Source organism: Psychrobacter sp. 2Y5 (genome assembly GCF_051847375.1).
Classification (GTDB): Bacteria; Pseudomonadota; Gammaproteobacteria; order Pseudomonadales; family Moraxellaceae; genus Psychrobacter.
Window position 1 is genome coordinate 252,239 of sequence record NZ_JBPYDA010000001.1, and the last position, 26,100, is coordinate 278,338.

Consider the following 26,100-nt stretch of genomic DNA (forward strand, 5'->3'; position numbering starts at 1 on the left):
TAAAATCATTGGGTGTCGCAAGCTCCACATCAAACTTCCATAGATTACCAAATCCCAAACACGAAAAAGGTGAGCCGAAGCCCACCTTTTTTATTATCTAAATTAAATCAAACTATCTTAACGTAACCAAGCCCGCGCATTACGGAACATGCGCATCCACGCGCCGTCTTCATCCCACTGCTCAGGTTTCCAGCTGTGATTGTAGGCTTTTAGGTTACGCTCAGGATGCGGCATCATAATAGTTACGCGACCATCTGTGCTACATAGACCCGTGACACCGCCGACTGAACCGTTTGGATTGAGCGGATACGTCTCGGTTGGATGACCTTGGCTATCGACATAGCGCATCGCCAGCTGACCGTGCTTAGACATTCCATCGATCTCAGTAGCGTTAAGGGTGGCAAGACCCTCACCATGCGCAACGGCGATTGGCAAGATGCTGTCTTGCATACCTTTGAACAGAATCGACTTGGTGCGCTCGACTTTGACATTGACGGTACGCGCTTCAAAGCGTGCCGACTTATTGGCGATGAAGCGTGGGAAATTCTCCGCGCCTGGGATCAAGTCTTTGAGCTGCGCCATCATCTGACAGCCATTACAGACGCCCAGTGAAAAGGTATCTGGACGGGCGAAGAAGCGCACGAACTGCATGCGCAGCTCGTCATGGAATAAGATAGAGTTGGCCCAACCAGAGCCTGCACCCAATACATCACCGTAGCTAAAGCCACCACAAGCGACGAGACCGTCGAAGTCGCGTAAGTTAATACGACCTTCTAGCAAGTCGCTCATATGCACATCGATCGCTTCAAAGCCTGCTTGGGTGAAGCCTGCCGCCATCTCGAGCTGACCGTTGACGCCTTGCTCGCGCAGGATAGCGACTCTTGGTTTGTCTTCGCGGCTGTTTAAGTACGGCGTCTCGACCTTCTGATTAAGATCGAAGTTTGGCGCAGCAGTTAGACCCTTATAGCTGGCGTCAGAGATCAGGTCATATTCTTGTTGCACGCAGTCAGGATTATCACGGCGACGGGCGATTTGATAGCTGACCTGACTCCACTCTTGCTGTAGCTCGCTACGGCTAAAGCGTAAGGTTTTATCATTTTGATGCAAAGGCGTTTGGATGATTAAGCTATCTTCCTCCGAGCTTTGACCGACGAGGCTAAGCATATCGCTGACATTATGCTCGTCTGCCAACGCTATCAGATCGGCGACGTTTTCTGGCATGACTTGAATAACCGCGCCCAGCTCTTCGCTGAACAGCTGACCGAGTAGATTGTCATCGGTCAATGACAGCTTGATGCCTTGACGGCTGGTGAACTGCATCTCTGCAATCGTTGCAAGCAAACCACCATCACCGATATCGTGGTAGGCGCTGATTAGGTCTTGCTCATTACCGGCTTGGATAAAGTTAAAGAAATCGATTAGGTCGCTTGGCTTATCCAGATCAGGGCATTCGTTACCGAGTTGGCTGGCCGTTTGCGCTAGGATAGAACCACCAAGACGTAGTTTGCCTCTGGATAAATCAATACGATAAAACGCGCTATCGCCGTTGATAAGCTCAGGCGTCAAGGTTTTTGCTACATCAACGACAGGCGCAAAAGCAGTAATCACCAGGCTCATTGGCGAGACGACTGATTTGTCTTCATTTGTTTCGCTATCTGTCCAATTAGCACGCATTGATAGCGAGTCTTTGCCCACGGGGATGGCGATACCGAGTGCAGGACATAGCTCTTCGCCAACGGTATGCACCGCATCAAATAGCGCCGCGTCCTCAAAGTCATCACCACATGCTGCCATCCAGTTCGCTGACATAGTGATATCTGATAACTGCGCAATACGGGCACCGGCGATATTAGTAATGGCTTCACCGACTGCCAAACGTGCTGATGCTTTTGAGTCAATGAGCGCTACAGGCGTACGCTCGCCGATACTCATCGCTTCACCGGTCATCGCTTGACCATCAAGCGCAATAAGACCTGATGCGGTCACTGCACAGTCGGCGACGGGCACTTGATAACGACCGACATATTGATCGCGTACCACCATACCGGTAATTGAGCGGTCACCAATGCTAATGAGGAACGACTTGCTCGCAACAGTCGGATGACGCAGCACGTCTTTGATAGACTGGGCTAAATCAAAATTATTGAGCTCGAGCGGTGGCAGCTGGTTTGCTTGTACCTCAAAGCTACGCTGCATTTTTGGTGTACCACCGAGCAAGACTTGCATCGGCATATCGACAGGCTGATCATCCAATAGCTCATCATTGACCGCCAACTGGCGCACTTCAGTCGCTTCTCCTAAGATGGCATACGGACAGCGCTCACGTTTACAAATCGCGTCAAACTGCGCTTTGCTCTCCGGGCGAATCGCCAGCACATAACGCTCTTGCGCCTCATTCGACCAGATCGCCATCGGTGACATGCCCGCCTCTAGCGATGGAATATGACGCAAATTGAGCACCGCACCCATTTCATGGTCATTGACCAGTTCCGGCATAGCATTTGATAGACCCCCTGCACCGACATCATGCAAGGAAACGATTGGATTGCCGTCCGCGCTGTTGTTGCTTGTCTCAATATCATTACCAGCAAGGGCCCAACAGCGGTCAATGACTTCTTGACAGCGACGTTCCATCTCGGCGTTATCACGCTGCACGGATGCAAAGTCCAAACCTTCATCAAGTGAGCCGCTATCGACCGAAGAAGCTGCGCCGCCGCCAAGACCAATTTGCATGGCAGGACCGCCAAGGACGATAAGCAAATCCCCTTCACGAATTGGATTTTTCTCAATGAGGTTACGTTTGATATTACCGTACCCGCCCGCTAGCATAATCGGCTTATGATAGCCGCGCATCTCGCTACCGTCTTTGGCCGCTGAGCTATCGAGCTGGAAACTACGGAAATAACCGCACAGATTCGGACGACCAAACTCATTGGAGAAGTTGGCGCTACCGAGTGGTGCTTCCGTCATAATCTCAAGGCTCGTTGCCATGCGCTCCGGCGTACCGTAATCCTGCGTGCTAACTTGGCCAGATTGCTCCCACTTCTCAGGCAGCTCTGGAATGTGCAAGTGCGACACATGAAAGCCAGTCAGACCCGCTTTTGGCTTACCGCCGCGACCAGTTGCGCCCTCATCACGAATCTCACCGCCCGCACCCGTTGCCGCACCCGCATAAGGGGCAATAGCCGTGGGATGGTTATGGGTTTCGACTTTCATCAGAATATCGATAGCTTCTTGATTAAAGCCATACGGATGCGCTGAAGTGCTGTCTTGAGCGTCGGTAGGCGTGGGGTAAAAACGCATCCCTTCAGCCCCTGCCATCACCGCCGCGTTATCTTTGTAAGCAGACAAGATGCCTTCTGGATTTGATTGATAGGTATTCTTAATCATTTGGAACAAAGATTTTGGCTGTACTTCACCATCAGCCGTCCACTCGGCATTAAATATTTTATGACGGCAATGCTCAGAGTTGGCCTGCGCAAACATCATCAGCTCAACATCAGTTGGATTGCGCTGCAAGTCATTGACGTAAGCATGCAGCAAATAGTCGATATCATCACTCGATAAGGCAAAACCAAAAGTCGTATTGGCAGACTCTAACGCCTCTCTTCCTGCACCCATCACATCGATATGATTCAATGACGCTGGCGGTTCATCATCGAATAATTGGCTGACCTTAGATAGATCATAAACCAAGCTTTGCGTCATGCGATCATATAATAAGCGTTCAGCGACAGTTGATAGCTTCTCATTAGAATTGCCTTCTAGTGTTAGCGTATAAACAATCACCCGCTCAACTCGGTTTATCTTCAGCTCACAATTATTAAAGATATCGGTCGCTTTACTCGCCCATGGCGATATGGTGCCAAAGCGTGGGCTAACGATGACTTGGATTTGATTGGCTGTAGTGGTTTCTAGAGAGGTTTCCTGTTTTACCCCTAGCAGATCCAATGCCTTTTTTTGCTCCTCACCCAAGAGCTCTCTTGAGAGTACAAAAACCTGCTGAGTGCTGATTTGGGTCACGTTTAGATCGGTTTTTTGTGCAAATTGATTGATAAGTTGCTGGGTCTGAAAATCGGTCAAAAACGGCTGTCCGGCGATGGTCATCATAGAGGCATATTCCATAATATATGAGCAGTAACAGGCATTACTGCCATGCAAAGTAAATGGTCGCTGCATTATAACAAGAAGAGGCAAAATAAGCAGGAGTAAAGCCGCACAATTTTGTTTTACACCCGCTAAGATCGTCTGAGCGTTGTCGATAGAATCAATAAGAATCGACTCTCAAATCATTTGTCTGAATCGGAGAACAGTTTGTTTTACTTAACCTTTATAAAGCTTACAAACACTCACATCGCCTTACGGGCAACCTATATAACTCAGCTATCCTTTGTCGCTATGCTATAAAGCGTTAACCGCTATGGAATATCAATAATTAGAACAACTCACCAAAATAATTTTAACGAAAAAGGATATATTATGAGTAAGCAAGATAATATCGATAAAGTACAAGAGATCGTCAAAGACATTAAATTTGCGATGATGACAACTGTGAATAAAAAAGGTGATCTACATGCTTGGCCGATGACCACTAGTGAAACAAGTATTGGTGGTAAAGAGATTTGGTTCATCGGTGACAAAACCTCAGATGTGGTGAAAGATATTCAAGACAATAAAAAAATCGGTTTAACGTATTCGAGCCAAGACGCGAAGAATTATGTGTCGGTAAGTGCCAATGCTGAGTTATCAAATAATAAAGCCAAGCTAGAAGAGCTTTGGTCACCAGTGTACAATGCTTTTTTTGAAAAGGGTATTGAGGATGATAATGTTCAGCTGATTAAAGCAGTTCCTCATGGGGTAGAGTGCTGGATCAGTGGTAGCTCAACTGTCAATATGTTTAAGATGGCCGCAGCTGCTGTGCAAGATGACAAAACGGTAGAAAATATCGGTGAAACCTTTGAAATTGAGCTATAGGTTATTACTAGTGTTAACCTTATCTATGTAATAAACAGCTTGAGCGCCAGTAAGAATTATCTTATTGGCGTTTTTTTATTTGGGTATGTTGATATTACAAACTTTCACAGCACCTTACAGACTCTCTGTAGCGCATTAGCGATTGATTTGGCTATATTGATACAGATAGATTTTACAACTCTAAAGACAACTAACAAGGATGATAACTATGAGTAAACAACAGCAAATGGATACCATTCAAGCGATGGTGAATGAAATTAAATATACTATGATGACCACTCGCACTCATGAGGACCACTTACACTCTTGCCCGATGAATACTACTGAGACCAGTATTGGGGCCAAAGAGATTTGGTTTATCGGTCATAAGCCTTCTGAGACAGTCGATAATATCGAAAAAAACCCACAAGTAAACTTAGCTTATGTGACCCAAGATAATGAGAAATACTTATCTATTACCGGTAAAGCCGAGCTGGTCGAAGATAAGGAAAAACTAGATGAGCTATGGTCGGTAATGTACAACGCTTATTTCGAAAAAGGTAAGGAAGACCCAAAAGTGCAGCTGATCAAAGTCGTACCTCATGGCGCAGAATATTGGGCCAATGGTAATGCTATTGCTAGTGCCTTTAAGATGACCGCCGCTGCTGTGAGCGATAATGCTATTGATAAAAGCTTGGGAGATAATTTCTCTATAGAGTTGTAATTTTGAGTCAAAAAATACTGAAGTTAATTTTTATCTATAGAAAATGCCAGTAGCATTATGCTCTGGCGTTTTTTTATGTTGTCAGAGTGAAAAAGTTAACCACTACGCTTTAGATAAGGCCAAGCGGCTTTTAGATAAATCATCATTGACCAAAGCGTTAGTACCACCGCTGCCACCATCAAGGTATAGCCGATAGTTTCAAGCGACTCCCAATTGAGTAGTAATACGGTGATAGCAACCATCTGAAAGGTGGTTTTGAGCTTACCCACATAAGAGACGGCAACACTCGTACTATTACCCAATTCTGCCATCCATTCGCGCAGCGCTGACACCGCAATCTCGCGTGAGATAATCACAATTGCGGCAATCGCCATAATGATATTGGGGTGCCATTGCACGAGAATGATGAGCGCGGCAGCCACCATGAGCTTATCAGCAACGGGATCCAAAAAACGTCCAAAAGCGGACATCACATTGAGCTTACGCGCGAAATAGCCATCGAGCCAATCCGTAATCGCCGCGATAATAAACACAGCTGTCAATAACAAATGGCGTAGCAGACTGTCACTAAATTCGCTCATGCCGACCCGCGCAATCGCGTTGTCGGAGATAGCGGGCATGCCAATGCCCATCGCGGGCGGCCAATAGGCAATCGCCACAAAGAGTGGAATCATCAAAATCCGCGCAATCGTCAGATTATTGGGCAAGTTAAAGATACTTTTATCATCTTGCATCGGCGGCGATGGCGGGGTGTGCAACTTTGTAGTCTCGGTCATGACAAAACCAGTTCTATATCAACATAATGATGGGCGCTAGCTTAGCATTTTTTAGGCTTGTCGTCATGAATTCTATTTTCGCTTATCTATATCAGAGTATTCAAAATAGTTAGATAGTATGGGATAGACAGCAAAACACTTATTGATTTTAATTTGCGATAATTTTAAATATTGATTAGCTCTATTTAAAATAGATAAAAGCATTGGTACAAGTGTTTACTGTAAGTTGTAAGCAGATGTAAGAAAGAATTGAATTAGCGGCGATAGCCCCTATGTTTAATAATATAACCGTTTGTGAATAGACTTATACGATCACGGTTAAACAAAACAATAATAAGCCATAGTTAGGGCTTGATAAGCTTGGCTATACGGCGAAACAACCTTTTTTCCTCAGTCCGCAGCTCCTCCTCTGTGGGCTTTTTTTTGCGCTGATATACCCAACTTTAAATGCAGCAACCGCCTAAATAAATAAGCTATAAAGCCTTCTCCAGCAAGCCTAGTCTATACTTCCAAAGTCGCTGCGATTACTGTTATTACCTCCTCAGCCATCTGATAGCAGCTCTCAATATTGCCGCGCCCGCACCAATCACCACTAACTATCCATCGCTGTGCTTTGTCTACTAAGATGCCTAATGGCTGCTCATCACCTTCGTCATTTAACGCCATCGATGTTGCTGCATAACGCCAGCGGTGACAGTCAATTTGACTCGGCGCGGTTTGCTCAGTACAGTTCAGCGCATTTTCTGCTGCTGCTAATAGTTGAGCGGTTATCTCTTCGATATCTTGTTCAACTTGCTGCTGTGACCAGTCGTTATCCGCGTGAATAGTAACGCTTGGTAATAGCCCATCATGATTAGGCTTGTGATACTCAACAAATATCTTAGCCAAAATAGAGTCTTGTAGATAAGCGACATCCCACAGTTTTAGACCTTGATTATTATTTGAGCTTTTTAAGCTATCAGGTAGCTTTGACTCATCATTCCAACCTAGCATCAAGGTATAGCAAGCTAGCATCTCAGGCTGCAATATTTTGGCGTGCTCAGTAAAACCGCTATCCGCCATTAGCTCAGCTGCTTGGCCGTTAGGCGCGGTGCAAATGACCCAATCAAAGCGTCCTAAGCTCTCGCCATTATCATCAAAAAGCTCGGTCGGTTGACCCGCCTGCGGATTGGAGTATTGCGCTAAAGGAGCCACGCGGATTTTGAATTGCATAGTCGTCTGCTGCAGCTGATCTGCTAATGCTCGGCCCCAGCTGGTCATCTTTGGTGTACTAACATAACGAGCCTGCTCGGTACCCCATTGCTCTCTTTGCTTGATGCGCGGCGGCTGACCGTCCTCATCCGCGATAGATAAACTGACCACTTGCGCGCGCCACGGCTGTAATAACCCTGAGTCTAACCAAGGAGTGATAAACTGCTGAAAGCTATCTGTCTTGGCAGTAAAGAACTGTGCCCCAAAGCTCCACTGCCAGTTTTTATCTGTCGTTGTATCACTGCGATAGCGAGTCGCTAACCGTCCTACGCCGCGCGATTTCTCAAAGAGGGTGATTTGCAGATCTGAGTGCTGAGCAAATTTACGCTCTAATAAAGTTGCGGTAAATAAACCACTCAAGCCGCCACCAATGATGGCTATTTTAGAGGAGGCTTTAGCGGTTAACTTTTTATCATTATTGTTTTGCTCGTTATATGTTGCGTGGTCAGTCATGATGAGAATACACCTTGTAAAAGGATAAAAACAAAGCTGGCGAACAGTACCTTTGGGACTGTATAGACAAAATAACACTCAAAAAAATCATGCTACTTTTTATTTTTATCATAAATAGCATGATTTGTTTTGAGTGTCTAATAGCGATATGGTCAACTATAAGCAATCTTTGCGCTCTGACTTGACTACTTCGATTAACTTATTAATGACTGAGCTATCCGCTAACGTTGATAAATCGCCAAGCCCGACATACTGACCGGCAGCAATATTGCGCAAAATACGACGCATAATTTTGCCAGAGCGAGTTTTGGGGAGGGCATCAACGATAAAGATAGCATCTAGGTTGGCAATAGGGCCAATCTCACTACGGACGTGACGATTGAGCTCAGATTTTAGACTATCATCCGCGCTCTCACCTGATTTTAAGATAGCAAAAACACAAATACCGACGCCGCGTATCTCGTGCGGCATCCCAACAACGGCAGCCTCTACGATGGAGGGGTGTTCATCTACGACGCTTTCAATCTCAGCCGTCCCGAGCCTATGCCCTGAGACGTTGAGCACATCATCGACGCGCCCTGTGATCCAGTAGTGACCATCTTCATCACGCTGCGCGCCATCACCAGTGAAGTAATGACCCGGATATTGGGCAAAATAAGTCTCCAAGAAGCGCGCATGATCATTATAAATCGTTCGCATTTGACCCGGCCAGCTATTACTAATAGCTAGATTACCTGAGGCTGGCCCCTCAAGCTCATAATCATCCTCCATGATGGCAGGCTCAATACCATATAGCGGATTCATCGCAGCCCCCGGTTTGAGCGCGACCGTGCCTGGAATGGGCGCCAGCAAAATACCACCGTTTTCTGTCTGCCACCACGTATCGACGATAGGGCAACGGGCGCCGCCGACGACATTATAGTACCAGTCCCAAGCTTCAGGGTTGATCGGCTCGCCGACCGTGCCAAGCAAACGCAAACTTGAGCGGTCTGACTCACGGACAAAGGCATCGCCCTCTTTCATCATCGCGCGAATGGCGGTTGGCGCGGTATATAGGATACTGATATTGTGCTTATCAATGATATTACCGACGCGCGCCCAAGTGGGATATTCTGGTACACCTTCAAACATCACTGTCGTGGTGCCATTTGCTAGCGGCGCGTAAGTGGCATAAGTATGGCCGGTGATCCAGCCGACATCAGCGGTGCACCAGTAGATGTCATCTTCTTTTATATCAAAGACATCGCGAAAGGTCGAGAGCGCATAGACGATATAGCCGCCGGTAGTATGCACAACGCCTTTTGGCTTACCGGTTGAGCCGGAGGTATATAATAAGAACAGCGGATCTTCGGCGTTCATGACCTCAGGCTCGCAGTGCTCGCTTTGCGCTTCGATAAGGTTATGATACCAGTGGTCACGGCGACCACTCATTGGCACTGAGTTGCCAGTACGGTGTACTACGATGACATTTTCCACACTGTCAGTATCTTCAGCATCTAAAGCGCGATCGACATTGGCCTTGAGCGGCGTACGGCTATTACCACGCAAACCCTCATCGGCCGTAATCACTAGTTTAGACTGACTATCGACGATGCGGCTACTTAAGCTCTCAGCCGAGAAACCTCCAAAGACTACTGAATGCACTGCGCCAATGCGTGTACAAGCTAACATAGCGACCATAGCCTCAGGTATCATCGGCATATAAAGGGTCACTCGGTCGCCTTTTTTGATTCCTAAATTGCGCATAGCATTACCTAAGCGGCATACCTCAGCATGTAGCTCTTTAAAAGAGATAATTTTGTTCAAGGAGGGGTGATCGCCCTCCCAAATGATGGCGGGTTTGTAAGGATTGCTTTTTAGATGACGATCGAGGCAGTTGACAGAAATATTGAGCTCGCCATCCTCAAACCACTTAATACGAAAATCATCCAAGTCATAGCTGACATTGCCGATTTTGGTAGGTTTGGTCATCCAATCGATGTCTTCAGCGCGCTCGGCCCAATAAGCATCGTTGTCCTCAATCGAAGCAATAGAGCGCTGATAGTCCTTCTTATACTGTTCAGGACTGGTATTAGCAGTGGCGATAAATTCAGCCGGAATAGAAAACGATTCTTGGGTCATTGCCATCTTCCTTCTTGATTATTATTACCCTATAAATCGCGATTAATAACAGCCACACGTCTATATCGGTAATGCAGAGTCATCATCCATAATGTATGACGTTTAACCTTAGTTTGGCAAATAAGAAGGAAGGTTGCAAGCCATTGACCATCAATGACAACAATTTCAATATACAACTGTACACCTAAAAACTAGGCCGTCATAACCTATAAAACTCAAAGTCTATAGCCTAAACAAGCCATACTTAAGTATGGCTTGTCATTTGCACAATGGCATTCAAGGGTTAGGACACACGAACTTCAGTTACTTAAGCTGGGTGACCGTTTTCCATTGACCATTTTGTACTTGCGATAAGTAAATGTCGTTAATGGCGACATGGCTCTCAGGAGTAATAGCGACCGAAGACCCTGTGATCGGATCAACGAAGCTGACGGTCTCAAGACCGGTATTAAAAGTGTCGGCATTTAATTCAGGACCTGCCGCTTTTAAGCCCTCAACAGTCACCTTTGCAGAAAGATAACCGAGAATAGCACCTGCTGATACGTCTTCCCCTGTGATTTTTTCATATTTTTCAACCCAAGCTTTGGTCTCGGGCTCATCGGCTCTTAGCGCCAAATCATTATAATAAGAAACCGCATACAGTCCTTCACTAGCGCCGCCTGGAGCTTCGGCTACTGCAGGATGGAAACCGGTAACCGGAGCGATAAATTTCACATCATCCCAGCCCATGGCATTAGCCGTTCCAACGGCGGTAATAGCGCCGCGTATCGTTAAGGATAAAGCCACTAGCTCGCAGTTAGAATCCTTGAGCTTAGCGATCGCACCAGAAAAGTCCGTTTCATCAGGACGATGCGAGCTGGCCTCAACTAACGTGACATTAGGGCTATTATTAGCAATGTCCATCGCTGCTTCATTGGTCTCCTCACCATAGTCTGAAGGGATATACATGACACATAAATTGCTAATATTATCTTGACCGATTAGATACTCCATACCTAACTTGATGGAGTCATAATAAGTACTGCCAGAAGTATAACGGCGATCAAACTCCCCCTCTTCTTGCATGGCCCGAGCAAAAGTGAGCGGCATGACGCTCGGTACATTGGCGCGATCCATAATAGGGAAGCTCGCTAAGTTGTGCGGGGTACCAAGCGACATCAGCATAGCAAATACTTTGTCGCGGCTCACGAGCTTATTAGCGGCCTGTACTGCTTTTGGTACTTGATAAGAATGATCTTCAACGATATAGCGAATGGTGCGACCGTTGACGCCGCCTGCTGCATTGACCTCATCGAAGTACATATTGGCCCCAGCTACCGCAGGATTACCAAATCCTGCAAACGGACCTGATAAGTCATTCGCACTACCAAGGATAATCTCCGTATCAGTCACGCCTTGTACGGGTATATCGCTAGTCGAGGCAGCGGTCTCAGTATCCGTACCAGTCGCTTCTGTAGGTTTCGGGTCGCTACAGCCCACCAAACCTACGGTAACCGTTAGTGCCATTAACGTCGTCTTGACTGTCCATTTCATTGCATATCTCCTTGCGACTAAGTCGCTGTTAGTTTGATGCTGTTACTACTCTCGATACTTTTATTACTGTTAACACCTTTAATACTAGGTAAATCCAATAAAGCCGATCTATACTAAAAACGACTTAAATCAGTACATAGCGTCGATTAGCGTATGGTGTTTTTTCTCAACTAAACTCCTTTTTAGTTTCATCGTAGCGGTAAGCTCTTCATCTTCAGGGTTTAAGAGCACATCAATGAGTCGAAAACGTTTAATCTTCTCAACTTGCGCTAAGCTCTCGTTGACAGACTGTATCACCTCATCTATCAAAGCGATGACTTCTGGCGCATGACACAGTGAGCGAAAATCTGAGAACATCACCTGATTGTCTTGGGCAAACTTTTCGACATTTTCTTGATCTATCATAATCAGGCAGCTCAAATATTTGCGCCTATCGCCGATGATGATGGCATCTGATATATAAGACGAAAATTTAAGCTTACTCTCTATCGCGGCTGGGGTGACATTTTTACCTCCGGCGGTGATAATAATGTCTTTGATACGCCCGGTGATAAATAGATAACCGTCTTTTAACTCGCCAACATCACCCGTGTATAGCCAGCCGTCGCGTAGGTCCTCCGCTGTTTTTTCAGGTTTATTCCAATATCCTGCAAAGACGTTACCGCCTTTGACGAGTATTTCACCGTTATCGGCGATACGCACTTCGGAGTTTGGCAATACCTTACCGACGCTACCCGGCCTGTTTTCCTCTGGGGTGTTTATCGATATGACGCCTGAGCTTTCAGTCATGCCGTAGCCTTCATAGATAGGTACGCCTATAGCATGAAACCAGCGGATAATATCTAACGATATAGGCGCGGCCCCAGTTGCAGCGCGGCGAATATTGGTCATACCGATAAGGTCGCGCAGCTTGCGTAATACTAGCTTGTCCCAAAACTCATAAAGCAGCTTTTGAGACGTTGTAGGCGTGTTACCTGCCATAATCACATCCGCATAGTCATACCCTGCTTTTATGGCTTTATCAAATGCCCAGCCATTAAGCGCGCTGGCGTCGCTGCGCATATTACTGATGACGGCATACATCTTTTCCCACAATCTAGGCACGGCAGTAAAGGTATTTGGTGAGACTTCTTTCATATTCTCAAAGACCGTCTCGGTACTCTCGGCAAAATTGACGATACAGCCACGATGAATGGGCAGGTCAACTGATGTAAGACGCTCTAGCACGTGACAGAGTGGTAAAAAACACAGCTGCTCATCGGTGGGCAAAATAGTGAGCACCTCAATACTGTTTCTTAGCCCAAACAGCACATTAGCATGCGTTAATATGGCGCCTTTTGGGTCACCTGTGGTACCTGAAGTATAGATCAAGGTGCGGATATCATTCGCTGTGCTTTGATCGATATAGTCGCTAAAGCGCTCTAAGGCATTGCTTACGTTCTGACCTAGCTGATAAAGCTCATCTAAGAACATCACCTGCTCGTCTTTTAGGCTACGTAGGCCTTTATCCTCAAATACAATGATTTTTTTGACATTAGGCGTCTGCTCACGAATCTCCAAAAACTTATGTAGCTGCTCATCGTTTTCAACAATCAAAAACTTAGAATGGCTGTCGCTTAATATGTAGGCCAGCTGCTCTGGGCTATCGGTGGTATAAACGCCGTTTGGTATACCGCCGACTGCGCAGATACCTAAATCACAATAGAGCCATTCTTTATTGTCTTCACTCAAGATAGAGACGGTGTCGCCTTTGTTTAAACCAAGCTCAACGAGCGCCATGCCGATATCACAGCTGCGCTGATAATAATCCGTCCAGCTGTAGCTTTGCCAGATACCAAAAGCTTTTTCGCGATGAGCGATTTTGTTGCCTCGATCTAAGCAGACCTGTCGCCACAGTTTGGTCAAGGTATCACAGCCCTCTAAGAGCTGCGGCGCATGATTATAAGGAGCATTGTTTATCTTACGGCTAGTGTCAGCAGTAGCAGGTGAATCACTCGTTAAAGTATCCGTTACAGTATTGATGGAGGTCGTCATGATTATTATCGCCAAGTCTTTTTGCGCTTCCAGCGAGTGGCCGGCGCAGTGTTGTCTTTGGTTTGTCCCAGATAGAACTCTTTAATATCATCAGAGTGCATCAGTTTGTCCGCTGAGCCTGCCATAACGATACGCCCGGTCTCGAGCACATAACCGTAATCCGCTGCTGCCAGAGCGACCCGAGCGTTTTGCTCAACTAATAAAATAGTCACCCCTTGCTCTTTATTTAACCTACGGATAATGGCAAATATCTCTTGCACAAGTAAGGGCGACAGTCCAAGCGAGGGCTCATCTAGTAGCATTAATGAGGGGCGTGACATCAGCCCGCGCCCAATCGCTAGCATCTGCTGCTGACCGCCAGACATAGTGCCAGCCGCTTGATCGCGGCGCTCTTTGAGAATAGGGAAATACTCATAGATCATCTCAACATCGCGCTGTATCTCAGCCTTGTCACGTCGGGTATAAGCGCCCATCGCTAGGTTTTCGGCGACATTCAAAAAGGGAAACACTTCTCGGCCCTCAGGCACATGCGAGAGACCCTTTTTGACTAAGCGATCAGGCTCAGTGCCGTCGATACGCTCGCCATGGAACCAGACGGCGCCCTTGCGAGGATTGATGACGCCTGAGATGGTCTTCATTAAAGTGGTTTTACCCGCGCCATTCGCGCCCAAAATAGTGACGACTTTACCTTTTGGCACCTCTAAGCTTACGCCACGCAGCGCCATAACAGGGCCATAAGCAGATTCTAAGTTGCGCACTTCGAGTACATTGTTTGCTACTTCAGAATCGACTAAGCTCATATCGGTCGCAGGTGCAGCAGAGGACAGGGGTTTTTTGACCTTTGACATCACGCGCCCTCCTGACCAAGATAGGCCTCAATGACCTGTGGGTCGGCTTGTACCTCGCTTGCCGTGCCTTGAGCCAAAAACTTGCCCTCGGCCACTGCTAACACGCGATTTGACACCCGATTGACGAGACTCATGTCATGCTCCACCATCAGGATAGTCAAGCCAAGATCCTTTTGCATATCTTCAATCCACCACGCCATCTCTGAGGTCTCCTCAACACTGAGACCTGACGCCGGCTCATCGAGCAAAATAAGCTTTGGATTGGCGGCTAAAGCGCGCGCAATCTCAACGACTTTCCTAATCCCATAAGGCAAGCCAGCAATCAGCTTATCCCGATAAGGCGCTAACTCTAAAAAATCAATAATTTTTTCGACTTGCAGACGATGCTCGCGCTCACTACGACGCACCTTTGGTAAAAATAGCAAATCTTGTATCCAAGAAGTATTGCGCTGCGAGTGACGACCGATAAGTAGGTTTTGCAACACGCTTGAGTGATCGAATAATTCGATATTCTGAAAAGTACGGGCGATGCCTAGTTTGGCGATATCATGAGCCGGCAGACGCGTAATGTCTTTACCATCAAAGACAATGCGACCATTAAGCGGCTCGTACAAACGACTAATCAAGTTAAAAATAGTCGATTTACCAGCGCCATTAGGGCCTACGATGGTGAATATCTCGCCCTCATTCACTTCGAAACTGACGTTATCAACCGCTTTGACCCCGCCAAAAGCGATAGATAAGGAGTCCACTTGTAATAAGCTCATCGCATGCGCTCCGTTTTTAAGTAAGTTTTGGAACGGCGAAATAGCCCTTTTCGATATAGCGGAAACATCTCAAACCAAGTACGGATTTTTATCCAAATACCATATATACCGCGTGGTTCATAAATGATCATGATCACAATTACTAAGGCGAACAGTGCCGTATCCACCCCAGCAATACTGGCGATATTAGCGCCGGTGCTTTGAGCAATAGCATCGCCTAAAATAGCAATCAGCTGCGGTAATAAGACAACTACCACTGCTCCAAAAAACGCGCCATGGATAGAACCTAAACCGCCGATGACAATCTGCAGCAGTATGGTAATAGAGATAATAACGGTGAAGCTCTCATAGTTGACCGCCTGCACAAAATGCCCGTACATAGCACCGCCGATAGCGGTAATCGCGCAGGATAAGCTAAAAGCTAAGGTTTTGGCCTGCGGTACATTGACACCAAGGGCGCGAGCCGAGACTTCACTATCTCTAATAGCCAAAAAGGAGCGACCCGTACCGCTTCTGAGCAAATTGATATAGCCAAGGGTGATCAGCACCACTAATGCCAAGCACAAGTAATAAAAGGCTTTTGGGGTGATGTAACGATCAATGGTAAACCCAAAGATATTGATAGGAGAAGCAAAGGTACCTGAGATACCGCCAGTGATAGGCTCGGCGACGATAGCAATATCCTCGACGATGATACTTAGAGCTAAGGTTGCAATCGCCAAATAAATGCCGCTAGTGCGCAGAATAGGTCTGGCAATAATGGCACCGATAACCCCGGCAATCAGCGCACAAGCAATCAGTGCAGGGAAAAAATTCCAACCGCGGATCATCAGCGCCATATGGCTAAAAGCGCCTATCGCCATAAAGGCAGCATGACCTAAGCTGACCTGTCCGGTATGTCCGGTTAGGAGCATCAAACCAAGACCGGTGATGGACCAGATAAATATGGCACTTAGCTCGCTTATGTAATAGTTACTAAGCAGTAAAGGCGCAATGATAAGTAACAAGAGCAGCAAGCCATATTTTATAAGTTGGCGCTTGTCCTCAAAGATATTGATATCTTGATCGTAGCTGTGTTTAAACTGGGCTTTCATTGACAATTCTCATCCTTGAAATGGTTTAGAGAAAGCTTAACTATCCTAGTATTAAAACCTTTATACTTTTTTCTCTTTAACTTGAGAAAAAATACCGCCTGGACGTACGATTAGCACAATGAGCATGACCACATAAGGTGCAATTTGACTTAAACCTAGAGGTAGATAGCGACCTGCAAAGGGTTCTATCACCCCCACCAATAGTCCACCTGCTAGCGCCCCTGGCAAGGAGCCCAAACCACCAATCACCGCCGCGGCGAACGCTTTAATCCCAAACAGTAAACCGACCGAGGGTTCGATCGCCCCTTTTGCGGCAAATAATATGCCAGCAAGGGCAGCAACAACGCCCGATAGCGCCCAAACGATACCGTTGACGCGTTTGACGGGGATGCCCATGTAGTAGGCTGCCATTTGGTTTTGGCTGCTCGCTTGCATTGCAATACCGAGCCGCGTATGCGCAAAAAAGAAATATAAAATAGACGTCAAGGCGATGGTGGATACAATGATGATGATATCGACATAAGCAATGCTTAGCGTGCCTAACGCCAACATCTTGCCCGAAAATGGAGTTTGTAGAGAGACGGGGTTATGCCCCCAGACTACACCTGCGCCGAAGCGGATTAAAAACCCGATTGAGATGGTCAGAATCACCATAGCAAATTGCGGCTGACCGAAGATGCCACGGAGCACAAATCGGTCGAGTAAGTAACCGAACACTCCCATAATGACGGCGGCAAAAGTAATTCCTAATAAAAAAGGCAGGTTTGCTTCATCGGTGTTAATGAAGGCGATGCCCAAAAAAGCACCGAGCATCAACATGTCACCCTGAGCGAAATTTACGGCCTCAGAAGCTTTGTAAATAAGTACAAAACCCAGTGCTAAAAGCCCGTAGATACAACCATTAGCAATCCCGCTAATGAGCAGTTGTAGGATATCCATAAATTCCCTTTTGTCTTAGCATTGTCATCCGTTGCAATGTTTGAAAAAGCCGTTAGATTTGCTAATTCTTTAATCAAACTACCTTAAAAGAACAGTATTTCTTTAAATTAAAACTATAAAATACGTTAATAATGAACAAGATAAACCTACAAAAATACGCTGCTAATAAATAATGCTGTGACTTTGACTTTATAGTAACCCTTATTCCTTGTCTATAAAAAAGTATATTAATTTATTAGAATTTATCGTTTTACTATAGTTGACCCACTTTAAAAACGATACAGTGCGGTTGGGATGAACTTTGCGCAGCATCGAAAGATAACAGCACGCAAGGAAAATTTATACCAACTACACGATAACATCAGCGTATCGATTTTATTTCGAGCTGACTATACGCTAAGAGTCGTTGAACATGTAATAGACAAGCCAAAATACCCAAGTTATGAGCATGGTATAATTGCTCCCTTCGCTTCTTTTTACATTCCTTTACTTTGTTTTCTAACTACTTTATAAGTCATTATCATGAGCCAAATGCCAAACCAAGCGGCAGCAGTCAAGTTATCTACTGCTAGTCAATTCGATGTCATCATAATTGGCGCGGGAGCCTCGGGGCTCTACTGCGCCCTAACGGCTGGCAAGCGTGGTCGCCGTGTACTCGTGCTTGATCACGCCAATAAAGTCGGCAAAAAAATCCTAATGTCAGGCGGCGGGCGCTGTAACTTTACTAATTACTTTGTCGAGCCTGAGCATTTCATCGGTGCTAACGAGCACTTTGGTAAATCGGCTTTGAGTCGTTATCCCAGTTGGGAATTTATTGGGATGGTTGAGGCGCACAACATCGCCTATCACGAGCGCGAACATGGGCAGTTATTTTGTGATGACTCAGCCAAAGATATCGTGACGATGCTACTCGATGAATGCGCCGCTGTTGGTGTACAAGTACGCATTAACACCCAGATTGACAACGTTGTAGCCAACGCGGGTCATGAAAATAAAGGCTTTAAAATAGCCACGACTAAAAAGCTCAGTAAGAAAGAGATAGCGGACGGTATAAAACCTACGCAGGCTCTGTACAGCTGCGAGTCCTTAGTTGTCGCCACTGGTGGGCTCTCCATCCCAACTCTAGGAGCAAGCGGCCTAGGTTATGAGTTAGCACAGCAGTTCGGGCATACGTTGACGCCTATTGATGCTAGCCTCGTGCCTTTTACCTTTACCGATAAGACTGGCGAGCTGCTGCGGGCGCTATCGGGTATCAGTTTGCCTGTAGTGGCGAGTAATACGCGTACCTCTTTTAAGCTGCCATTGCTGTTTACTCATCGCGGCCTGTCCGGCCCTGCTATGCTACAGCTCTCGAACTACTGGCACACGGGAGAGACTATTGAGATCAACCTATTGCCTGATTTTGATATCACCGCGCTATTACTCACTCATAAAAGTCGTCATCCTAAGCAGCTTATTCGCACGGTGCTAAGCGACAATACCGATCATGCGCTACCCAAAAAATTACTGCTAGCATTGCAGTCAACTCTATGGGAAGACGTCAAAGATACCGAACTTGCCAATATAAAAGATGAGCGTTTAACTGAAATTGGACAAGCCATTAATGGCTGGCAGCTCAAACCTTCTGGCACCGAGGGCTATCGCACCGCTGAGGTCACGCGCGGCGGCATCAATACTGATGAGGTATCGTCAAAGACTATGGAAAGTAGGTTGCAAGAGGGACTGTACTTCATCGGCGAAGTGCTCGATGTGACCGGTTGGCTTGGCGGCTATAACTTTCAGTGGGCTTGGGCCAGCGGCTTTGTTTGCGGAGAAGTGGTTTAGCTTTTCTTCTTCTCATCATAGCTAATATGGCTTAGCCGTTTAGAGTAACTTTTCATACAAAAAACCGCGCTACTTTATAAGTAACGCGGTTTTAAACTTTTGACAACTCCTTTAAAGCAGCATGTTTCTACTAGGCCTGCTTTTGTTCTAAGTAAGGATAATCCGTATAGCCCTCAGCACCGCCACCATAAAAGGTCTGTGGATGCTGCTCATTCAATGGTGCATCTTGACGAATACGCTCAGGCAAATCAGGATTGGCAATGAAGTCACGACCAAAGGCAACGGCATCAATATAGCCTTCCTTCACATTTCTTTCAGCTTTTTCGGCATCATAACCGCCCGCGGCGATAATCATATTATCAAAAGCATCGCGAATACGCTGACGGAAACCATCGTTATAAGGCGTGCCACCAGCCCAATCAGGCTCCGAGAGATGCAAATACATTAGATCGCGCTTATTAATCTGTTCAATGAGCCAGATATTGTCTTCTTCTTCGTAGCCCGCTTCTACCCCATTAAACGTACCTTGCGGGGAGATGCGAATACCAACGTGATCGCTATCCCAAGCCTCAACACAAGCATCAACCACCTCGAGCGTTAGACGCGCACGGTTCTCTTTACTACCACCGTATTCATCATCGCGCTTATTGGTTTGTTCGACCCAAAACTGATGCAATAGATAGCCATGTGCGCCATGCACTTCTACCCCATCAAATCCGGCTTCGCGGGCAACGACTGTCGCATGAGCGAAGTCTTTGATGACTTGCTTAATTTCATCAAGAGTTGCCGGACGCGGCGGTGTGGTTTCCACGCGTATGGCTTGATTATCGCTATCACGCAGTGAGGTACGAGCGCCAACTTCGACATCGGAAGCTGAGATAGGCGCTTTGCCATCAGGCTGCACGCTATCATGGGCGACAAGGCCAGTATGCCAAAGCTGGGCGACGATTTTGCCGCCTTTGGCATGGACATTATCGACTATAGTTTTCCACGCTACGGCTTGATCCTCAGTATGAATACCTGGGGCACCGGCATAGCCTTTAGCTTGAAAGGATACTTGGGTGGCTTCAGTGATAACCAGTCCCGCGCTAGCGCCGCGCTGCGCATAGTATTCGCTAGCTAATGCAGTTGGTACATCGCCTGGTTCTACTGCCCGCAGACGCGTAAGTGGTGCCATAATGATGCGATTCTTGAGAGTTTGCACTCCCATTTCAATAGGTTCGAATAAATTATCGTGTGCCATAAAAAGCCTTATTTGTTGTTATCGATTATGATTTAAAATTTAGAAAACAGACCGATTAAAAAGTAAGCTAAATCGTTTTCTTTATAGGGGATCGCTTGGATTATTCAATCTATCGTTACAAACGAAAACAGCCCATCGAACTTATTTTTTCGCTTATACAAGTTATTATTCAATGAGGTTTATTAGCACAAAACTTATGAGCATAAGGCTAATCCTAATTAAAATAGCTCCGACTACTAGCCAGTGCTCCTGTATTTTTTCTGTCTTGGATTGACTATACTAAGATATTAGAGGTGTTATAGGACTCGGCCCTAGCGCTAATAATGACAATAACAATAATGAGCTTTGAATACTATACGCCTGTTCAGCTTAACGTGTATTTGTGAGTAGTGATTTATGCAAAACCCCTTAACTCCTGTGCTAATGATGGCTAGCCTACTACTGCTCTGTGCTTGTCAGCCGCCATCATCCGACCAAACAGACACGCCAGCGTCTGTACAAGTCGACGAGGGCTCACAGTCGCCAACACTACTAGAGGCAAAAACACCGAAGGAGCTTACCACCTCTATAGTCGAGCTCTCTGAAGGTAAATTAAGAGATCAGCTTATTTGCACTAAGCTCAGCGATACTATGAAAGCCGTCAATGATAGCAGTAGCATCAAAGACATTCATGGGGTTCAGCGGCAGTTAAAGGCTTGCTTGCCAACCGCGATTAATAGCGAGACACTGCAATGGTTAAGCGAATATCAAGCAATGTACGATCGGTTTTTGGGTACTGACCTCTATATGGATGATGCCAATTTTTATGATGTATTCGAAACCTTAGAGCGAGGCAAAAAAGCGAGCGTAGCGCAGTTAAAGCAGTTTAATCCGCGCATTCGTTATCTTATTAGTTTAGTTGAGAGTAAAGCCGACGTCAGCATACTCTACCTAGGCGAAGGCTTTTATATTTTTCATCATGACCTGCAGGCGATGGCAGATCTATTTGCCCCGTATTTACCTAGAGATCAAGCCGAGTTTATTGAGCGCATGGCCACCGATAACCAAGATATCTTTTGGAATGATGCGGCGGTTGCCATCTCTGTTGACCAGCTGATCGAACGCGCGACTTTTTGGGAGAATTATATACAGCAGTATCCAGATAGTTATTTTATTCAAGACGCCACTCGCTTATTTAGCCTATATCGTTACGTACTCTTTTTGGGGTCTGATAATACTCAATGGACCAATGACGATATCAGCGAGTTTGTGAGTCCAGAGTACGAGCAAGCACTACACAACCTCGCCAAACGCTCCAATAGTCTCTTGGCGCAAGACGCTCGTACGTTGCTGGATTTTATGGCCATGGCAAATAGCAAACGAGACCAAGCCTATCCGGTTCCTAAGGTTGATGAGGAGGGTTATGAGATATCTGACTGGGCCACGCCGCGCTATCAACTTAATAAAGCCTTATCTCTGCCTTCTCCATGGAAAAATAATAATAACCGCGACTGCTTAAGCGGCATCATTTGTGTCAATTATAATTATTAGGTGATGTTAACCACGCAATTTTGTTGGCGCTAATGCTAAAACGACTCTTCAGCACTATCTAAGGTGTGCTGCAAGTCCAGCACATAGCTTTGCTAAACTAGCAGCACTCATTATTTATGAGTATTTAACACGCCCTACAGAAGAAACGCATAAAAAACACCTGCTAATAAAAACAGGTGTCATGATCAATCACTGATTACAAATATCCTATAGGGTTAAGACCTAAAAGTGGTAGCCCAGCTTTGCGCCTAAAGCATAACCTGTGCCATCATCTATATCAGCTACGCGACCATCTACTACCGTATCGACAGGACCTCCTTCAAACCATAAATACTGAGCGCCAGCCGCGACACTCAGCTGTGATGTCAGCTGGTATTCAGCACCTAGACCTAAACTTTTTATAGAGTCATAAGGTCCCAATAAGCTCAAAGGCGCACCCGTACCATGATCATAACCGAGTCGAACTTCGCCTGACAGCTTTGGATTGAACTGCTTACCTAACGCCACTTCTACGGCATAACCGTCTTTTTTATAGGCAGCTAAGGGCTCTTGCGTTGACTCAGCGGCCAATGGCGGTGCCACATTGAACTCACTCCAATCGACCCAGCGCGCATTGATCATGCCTAGTAACTGATACTCCTCGCTAAGACCGGTCTGAAAATCCAAATTAACGGACTGCGGCATTTTGACTTCCGTTTTGCCTGATAAAGGCAACCCTTCAGCAGCTGGCATCGGTGTGACACCATCACCACCGGCGAAAGTCGGTAAAACGACTTGCAAATTCTCTACCCCTGATACTTTATATTTTGCGGGTGCTCGATAGGTCAACGCCGCTCGTAGCGCGATTTCTGGTTTTTCAAAGGCCATGCCAATGACTGGTACTAGCGTACTTTTGTCTTCAAAATCTAAAGTATAGTAAGTGGGCGATTCAGCCACAGGGTTTGCTAGTCCGTTTACCGTCTCTAAAGTAGCAGCTTCGCTTGGGCTGATAGTGCCGGCGTTTTGCTTATCGACCAAATTATAATAGTCTGCCACTGATACGCCCAAAACCTCGCCCACTTGCGAGATAGCTGTTGTTAACCCAACTGGCTGAGCGCCTGTCACCTTACCTTTAAGTTTTTGATACTCAAGTCCGCCATATAGCCAAACGTTATCGATGATCTTACCACCACCTAATAAGGTGATGCCTGTGGTTTCGACTCGCGCTTCGGTCGTGCCTAAGCGATTATTAAAAATACTACCCTCTTGGTACTCGGTATCAACACCGAAAGGTTTTTCATAAATGACCGCTAGAGCTGTATTAGGCGTGGGTGCTATTTTAATGGCGGCACCTGGTAAATCAAAATCATCCATCATGTCATCGATATCGTTGCCAGTAGCATCGGTCCCCTCGATTTTTGGATCGATATAAGCGTAAGACAGCTCGGCATAGTTGCCCGGCTCAAAAAACGGCGCGACCGATTGTTTGCTATATTCTATACCTGCGGCATGGGCGGAGCTGATAGCTATGCTAAGAACAGTGAGCGTAGCCGTTGCCAATAGATAGCGCGAGGTTGTGGTAGAAAAACTTGATTTTGAAGATAACTTACCGGTCATGACAATATCCTTTTGTCAGTTAAATGACTAACTCTCTAAAAATAATAATAACAAACTAAAGTATAGAGACTAAAATTCATTTCTTGATTAAATAGAGAATGTTAACTATTGTCAATATACCAGTGTCAATATCATCACCCTTATAAGTTTTATATTTAGAAGGTAGCACCATTTTTAGTAGTACTCACTTTCAAAGACTTAACCTTTTTATTATCAGTCATCTTACTCAGTAGGAAAAAATGATTTCAACTTCCAGCTCAAGAATACTTTTAGCTAGCGTTTTAGCCTTAAGCTTAAGCGGCTGTATTGCGACAGAAAAGCTCGATTATCAGTTGATGAAGCAGGAGGATGCTAAATGGGTGGCCAATGAGACGTTGACTGATACTTTAATTGCTGTTGGCAAGCCCAGCTCGCCTATCGAAGGCGTCGATAATACGCTAGTGTTTGCCGGAGAAAAGCGCAGCTATTTGGTACAGAGCACCAATAGAGATAGTGAGTTGACGGATATTTTAGACTACGTCGATTTGGCTTATTTTTCTTTCAAACCGATGCCAGCATTTGATGCGCCCTATTTTAGAATACGAGTAGGAGAAGAGGGCTGCACTTCAGTACAAGGCTGTATCGCCACCATATTATGGTTTGAAAAGCCAACACATCTGCTAGCTGCAGGTGAAACTGCTAAGCTTGAAGGGTTTGATTTCACTTGTCACGATGGCTTTGCCGGAGGCATGACCCGCTGCACAAAAAACTTGTGGCGGCTGCCCGTTACCCTGGCACCTGCTGTAGAGAATATAGACACTTTACAATATCGCTTGAGCCCACCGACGACCCTCAAGTTCTATCATTATCAACCAGATAAAGCTATTGCAGAAGAAAAAAGACTAAAAGCACTGATGCCATTCGCCAAAGCTTTTGACATCATTACCTTTCCGGTTCAGCTGATTATAGTAGAAGGTCTTCATTAACAATAGCGGTTGGTTGACAAGATTTATTGCACAATGAATCTACAAATTCACCTTATCCAAAATGAAATCAATATCCTTGTCACCGCGCCCTGATAAATTGACTAGGATAGTCTTATCAGGCGACATATTCTTCGCCACTCTCATAGCATACGCAATCGCATGAGCGGTTTCTAGTGCAGGAATAATCCCCTCAAGTCGTGATAACGCCATAAACGCGTCTAAACATTCGGCATCCGTTGCCGTCTCATAAGTCGCTAAGCCCATATCGCGCAGAAGTGAGTGCTGTGGCCCCACTCCAGGATAATCAAGACCGGAGGCAATCGAATGCACAGGTGCAGGCTCGCCATCTTTATCTAGTAGTACATAACACTTAAAACCGTGAATCGCACCTTTAGTACCAAGTGTCATGGTCGCCGCATGATTGGGCGTCTCTAATCCTTCGCCTGCTGGCTCTACCCCGACTTTTTCGACGCTCTCATCGCCTAAAAACCCGCTAAAGATACCAATAGCATTCGAGCCACCGCCGACACAAGCGACGACTTTGTTAGGCAGTACGCCGGTCGTTTCCAAGAACTGCGCCCTCGCCTCGCGTCCCACTACTGACTGAAAGTAGCTGACCATTTCCGGATAAGGCGCCGGCCCGAGCGCAGATCCAATGGCAAACATGCTGTTATCTAAATCACCAAGATAGGTCTCAAACGCGCTATCGACTGCTTCTTTTAGCGTTCCTGCACCGCGCGATACGGGGACGATTTTGGCGCCCAAAATTTTCATGCGGCTGACATTAGGATGCTCTTTTTCGATATCGATTACGCCCATGTGAATCTCACATTCAAGCCCCATCAGCGCTGCTGCCGTGGCTAATGCGACGCCATGCTGTCCCGCACCTGTTTCGGCGATGACTTTGGTTTTCCCCAACTTTTTGGCTAATAACACTTCGCCTATGCAGTGGTTAATCTTATGTGCGCCGGTGTGATTGAGATCTTCACGCTTAAAATAAATCTGTGCGCCGCCGCAATGCTCGGTTAAGCGCTTAGCATGAAATATCGGACTTGGCCTACCGATATAAGTCTGACGCAGACGAGTCATCTCAGCGATGAAGTCCTCGTCTTGAATAATGGCACGAAAACCTTTTTCGATCTCCTCCATAGCGATAGCCAACTCAGGATGTTCTATTTTGCCACCAAACTCGCCATATAAACCCTCAAGGCTCGGCAGAATAGACTCGTGCAAGCCGTAAGTATCACTGCTGTTTTCACTAATCATTGTTGTCATTATCAAACCTTTTTTTGATTGAATTAAGCAGATATCAGTCTAGCTATTAACCTCTACTTAGAATGAGCTGCTACTCTTTTAATATTCACTATTTGATGCCTTTATATTTATAGCAAATTGACCTTTAAAAGAATACTACTGTAATAAAAACAATCAGTCATTAGCTTACTCTCT

Annotated in this window: 18 protein-coding genes; 5 read left to right on the forward strand and 13 right to left on the reverse strand. The window is 46.0% G+C overall.

Translation table 11 applies throughout. From position 1 onward, the window contains the following. Window positions 1-117: 117 nt before the first annotated feature. Complete coding sequence (purL, locus tag ACS8E3_RS01055) at window positions 118-4,110, reverse strand: phosphoribosylformylglycinamidine synthase (protein ID WP_439240313.1); 3,993 nt, start codon at window positions 4,108-4,110, stop codon at window positions 118-120. Window positions 4,111-4,479: 369 nt separating this feature from the next. Here purL and ACS8E3_RS01060 point away from each other — a divergent pair, with 369 nt between their 5' ends. Next, window positions 4,480-4,974, forward strand: coding sequence for a pyridoxamine 5'-phosphate oxidase family protein (locus ACS8E3_RS01060; RefSeq protein WP_439240316.1), 495 nt, complete (start codon window positions 4,480-4,482; stop codon window positions 4,972-4,974). Between the two features lie 208 nt (window positions 4,975-5,182). Beyond that, complete coding sequence (locus tag ACS8E3_RS01065; RefSeq protein WP_439240318.1) at window positions 5,183-5,677, forward strand: pyridoxamine 5'-phosphate oxidase family protein; 495 nt, start codon at window positions 5,183-5,185, stop codon at window positions 5,675-5,677. 95 nt (window positions 5,678-5,772) lie between these two features. Here the strand turns inward: ACS8E3_RS01065 and pgsA are convergent, their stop codons facing one another. From pgsA to ACS8E3_RS01110, 9 genes are all read right to left on the reverse strand, one after another. Further along, a complete protein-coding gene (pgsA, locus tag ACS8E3_RS01070) occupies window positions 5,773-6,411 on the reverse strand; it encodes a CDP-diacylglycerol--glycerol-3-phosphate 3-phosphatidyltransferase (protein WP_439240667.1) in 639 nt (212 codons plus the stop codon). A 543-nt stretch (window positions 6,412-6,954) separates the two neighbouring features. Beyond that, a complete protein-coding gene (locus ACS8E3_RS01075; protein WP_439240320.1) occupies window positions 6,955-8,157 on the reverse strand; it encodes an NAD(P)/FAD-dependent oxidoreductase in 1,203 nt (400 codons plus the stop codon). A 156-nt stretch (window positions 8,158-8,313) separates the two neighbouring features. Continuing rightward, the gene (gene acs / locus ACS8E3_RS01080; RefSeq protein ID WP_439240322.1) at window positions 8,314-10,278 is read right to left on the reverse strand and encodes an acetate--CoA ligase; all 1,965 of its coding nucleotides are present in this window, start codon (window positions 10,276-10,278) and stop codon (window positions 8,314-8,316) included. 303 nt (window positions 10,279-10,581) lie between these two features. Further along, window positions 10,582-11,811, reverse strand: a complete 1,230-nt coding sequence (locus ACS8E3_RS01085; protein WP_439240324.1) for an ABC transporter substrate-binding protein — start codon at window positions 11,809-11,811, stop codon at window positions 10,582-10,584. Window positions 11,812-11,940: 129 nt separating this feature from the next. After that, window positions 11,941-13,845: an AMP-dependent synthetase/ligase gene (locus ACS8E3_RS01090; RefSeq protein WP_439240326.1), complete on the reverse strand. Its 1,905-nt coding sequence runs from the start codon at window positions 13,843-13,845 to the stop codon at window positions 11,941-11,943. Window positions 13,846-13,850: 5 nt separating this feature from the next. Continuing rightward, window positions 13,851-14,693, reverse strand: a complete 843-nt coding sequence (locus ACS8E3_RS01095; protein ID WP_439240328.1) for an ABC transporter ATP-binding protein — start codon at window positions 14,691-14,693, stop codon at window positions 13,851-13,853. Further along, window positions 14,693-15,460, reverse strand: a complete 768-nt coding sequence (locus ACS8E3_RS01100; protein WP_439240330.1) for an ABC transporter ATP-binding protein — start codon at window positions 15,458-15,460, stop codon at window positions 14,693-14,695. Before ACS8E3_RS01100 ends, ACS8E3_RS01095 begins: the two co-directional genes overlap by 1 nt. Further along, a complete protein-coding gene (locus ACS8E3_RS01105) occupies window positions 15,457-16,554 on the reverse strand; it encodes a branched-chain amino acid ABC transporter permease (protein WP_439240332.1) in 1,098 nt (365 codons plus the stop codon). Before ACS8E3_RS01105 ends, ACS8E3_RS01100 begins: the two co-directional genes overlap by 4 nt. A 60-nt stretch (window positions 16,555-16,614) precedes the next feature. Then, a complete protein-coding gene (locus ACS8E3_RS01110) occupies window positions 16,615-17,493 on the reverse strand; it encodes a branched-chain amino acid ABC transporter permease (protein ID WP_439240334.1) in 879 nt (292 codons plus the stop codon). Window positions 17,494-18,015: 522 nt separating this feature from the next. On the opposite strand from ACS8E3_RS01110, the gene ACS8E3_RS01115 reads away from it, so the two are divergent. After that, window positions 18,016-19,317 (forward strand): BaiN/RdsA family NAD(P)/FAD-dependent oxidoreductase, encoded by a 1,302-nt coding sequence (locus tag ACS8E3_RS01115; protein ID WP_439240336.1) that lies wholly within the window; start codon window positions 18,016-18,018, stop codon window positions 19,315-19,317. 130 nt (window positions 19,318-19,447) lie between these two features. Here ACS8E3_RS01115 and nemA read toward each other — a convergent pair whose 3' ends face one another. Next, window positions 19,448-20,560 carry an alkene reductase gene (nemA, locus tag ACS8E3_RS01120; protein WP_439240338.1) on the reverse strand — a complete coding sequence of 371 codons (1,113 nt, stop codon included), beginning with the start codon at window positions 20,558-20,560 and terminating at the stop codon, window positions 19,448-19,450. A gap of 396 nt (window positions 20,561-20,956) precedes the next feature. On the opposite strand from nemA, the gene ACS8E3_RS01125 reads away from it, so the two are divergent. Beyond that, on the forward strand, window positions 20,957-22,090 hold the full coding sequence (locus tag ACS8E3_RS01125; RefSeq protein ID WP_439240340.1) for a hypothetical protein: 1,134 nt from the start codon (window positions 20,957-20,959) through the stop codon (window positions 22,088-22,090). A 222-nt stretch (window positions 22,091-22,312) separates the two neighbouring features. On the opposite strand, the gene ACS8E3_RS01130 is transcribed toward ACS8E3_RS01125, so the two are convergent. Continuing rightward, window positions 22,313-23,686, reverse strand: coding sequence for an outer membrane protein transport protein (locus ACS8E3_RS01130; RefSeq protein ID WP_439240343.1), 1,374 nt, complete (start codon window positions 23,684-23,686; stop codon window positions 22,313-22,315). Between the two features lie 239 nt (window positions 23,687-23,925). Here ACS8E3_RS01130 and ACS8E3_RS01135 point away from each other — a divergent pair, with 239 nt between their 5' ends. Continuing rightward, the gene (locus ACS8E3_RS01135; RefSeq protein ID WP_439240345.1) at window positions 23,926-24,651 is read left to right on the forward strand and encodes a YidX family protein; all 726 of its coding nucleotides are present in this window, start codon (window positions 23,926-23,928) and stop codon (window positions 24,649-24,651) included. A gap of 39 nt (window positions 24,652-24,690) precedes the next feature. Here ACS8E3_RS01135 and trpB read toward each other — a convergent pair whose 3' ends face one another. Next, window positions 24,691-25,917, reverse strand: a complete 1,227-nt coding sequence (gene trpB, locus ACS8E3_RS01140; RefSeq protein ID WP_439240669.1) for a tryptophan synthase subunit beta — start codon at window positions 25,915-25,917, stop codon at window positions 24,691-24,693. Window positions 25,918-26,100 lie beyond the last annotated feature (183 nt).

Bases quoted from the DNA above. Each gene is read 5' to 3' on its own strand.
- purL (WP_439240313.1), bottom strand. From the start codon at position 4,110: ATGATGACCATCGCCGGACAGCCGTTTTTGACCGATTTTCAGACCCAG.
- ACS8E3_RS01060 (WP_439240316.1), top strand. From the start codon at position 4,480: ATGAGTAAGCAAGATAATATCGATAAAGTACAAGAGATCGTCAAAGAC.
- ACS8E3_RS01065 (WP_439240318.1), top strand. From the start codon at position 5,183: ATGAGTAAACAACAGCAAATGGATACCATTCAAGCGATGGTGAATGAA.
- pgsA (WP_439240667.1), bottom strand. From the start codon at position 6,411: ATGCAAGATGATAAAAGTATCTTTAACTTGCCCAATAATCTGACGATT.
- ACS8E3_RS01075 (WP_439240320.1), bottom strand. From the start codon at position 8,157: ATGACTGACCACGCAACATATAACGAGCAAAACAATAATGATAAAAAG.
- acs (WP_439240322.1), bottom strand. From the start codon at position 10,278: ATGACCCAAGAATCGTTTTCTATTCCGGCTGAATTTATCGCCACTGCT.
- ACS8E3_RS01085 (WP_439240324.1), bottom strand. From the start codon at position 11,811: ATGAAATGGACAGTCAAGACGACGTTAATGGCACTAACGGTTACCGTA.
- ACS8E3_RS01090 (WP_439240326.1), bottom strand. From the start codon at position 13,845: ATGACGACCTCCATCAATACTGTAACGGATACTTTAACGAGTGATTCA.
- ACS8E3_RS01095 (WP_439240328.1), bottom strand. From the start codon at position 14,693: ATGTCAAAGGTCAAAAAACCCCTGTCCTCTGCTGCACCTGCGACCGAT.
- ACS8E3_RS01100 (WP_439240330.1), bottom strand. From the start codon at position 15,460: ATGAGCTTATTACAAGTGGACTCCTTATCTATCGCTTTTGGCGGGGTC.
- ACS8E3_RS01105 (WP_439240332.1), bottom strand. From the start codon at position 16,554: ATGAAAGCCCAGTTTAAACACAGCTACGATCAAGATATCAATATCTTT.
- ACS8E3_RS01110 (WP_439240334.1), bottom strand. From the start codon at position 17,493: ATGGATATCCTACAACTGCTCATTAGCGGGATTGCTAATGGTTGTATC.
- ACS8E3_RS01115 (WP_439240336.1), top strand. From the start codon at position 18,016: ATGAGCCAAATGCCAAACCAAGCGGCAGCAGTCAAGTTATCTACTGCT.
- nemA (WP_439240338.1), bottom strand. From the start codon at position 20,560: ATGGCACACGATAATTTATTCGAACCTATTGAAATGGGAGTGCAAACT.
- ACS8E3_RS01125 (WP_439240340.1), top strand. From the start codon at position 20,957: ATGCAAAACCCCTTAACTCCTGTGCTAATGATGGCTAGCCTACTACTG.
- ACS8E3_RS01130 (WP_439240343.1), bottom strand. From the start codon at position 23,686: ATGACCGGTAAGTTATCTTCAAAATCAAGTTTTTCTACCACAACCTCG.
- ACS8E3_RS01135 (WP_439240345.1), top strand. From the start codon at position 23,926: ATGATTTCAACTTCCAGCTCAAGAATACTTTTAGCTAGCGTTTTAGCC.
- trpB (WP_439240669.1), bottom strand. From the start codon at position 25,917: ATGATTAGTGAAAACAGCAGTGATACTTACGGCTTGCACGAGTCTATT.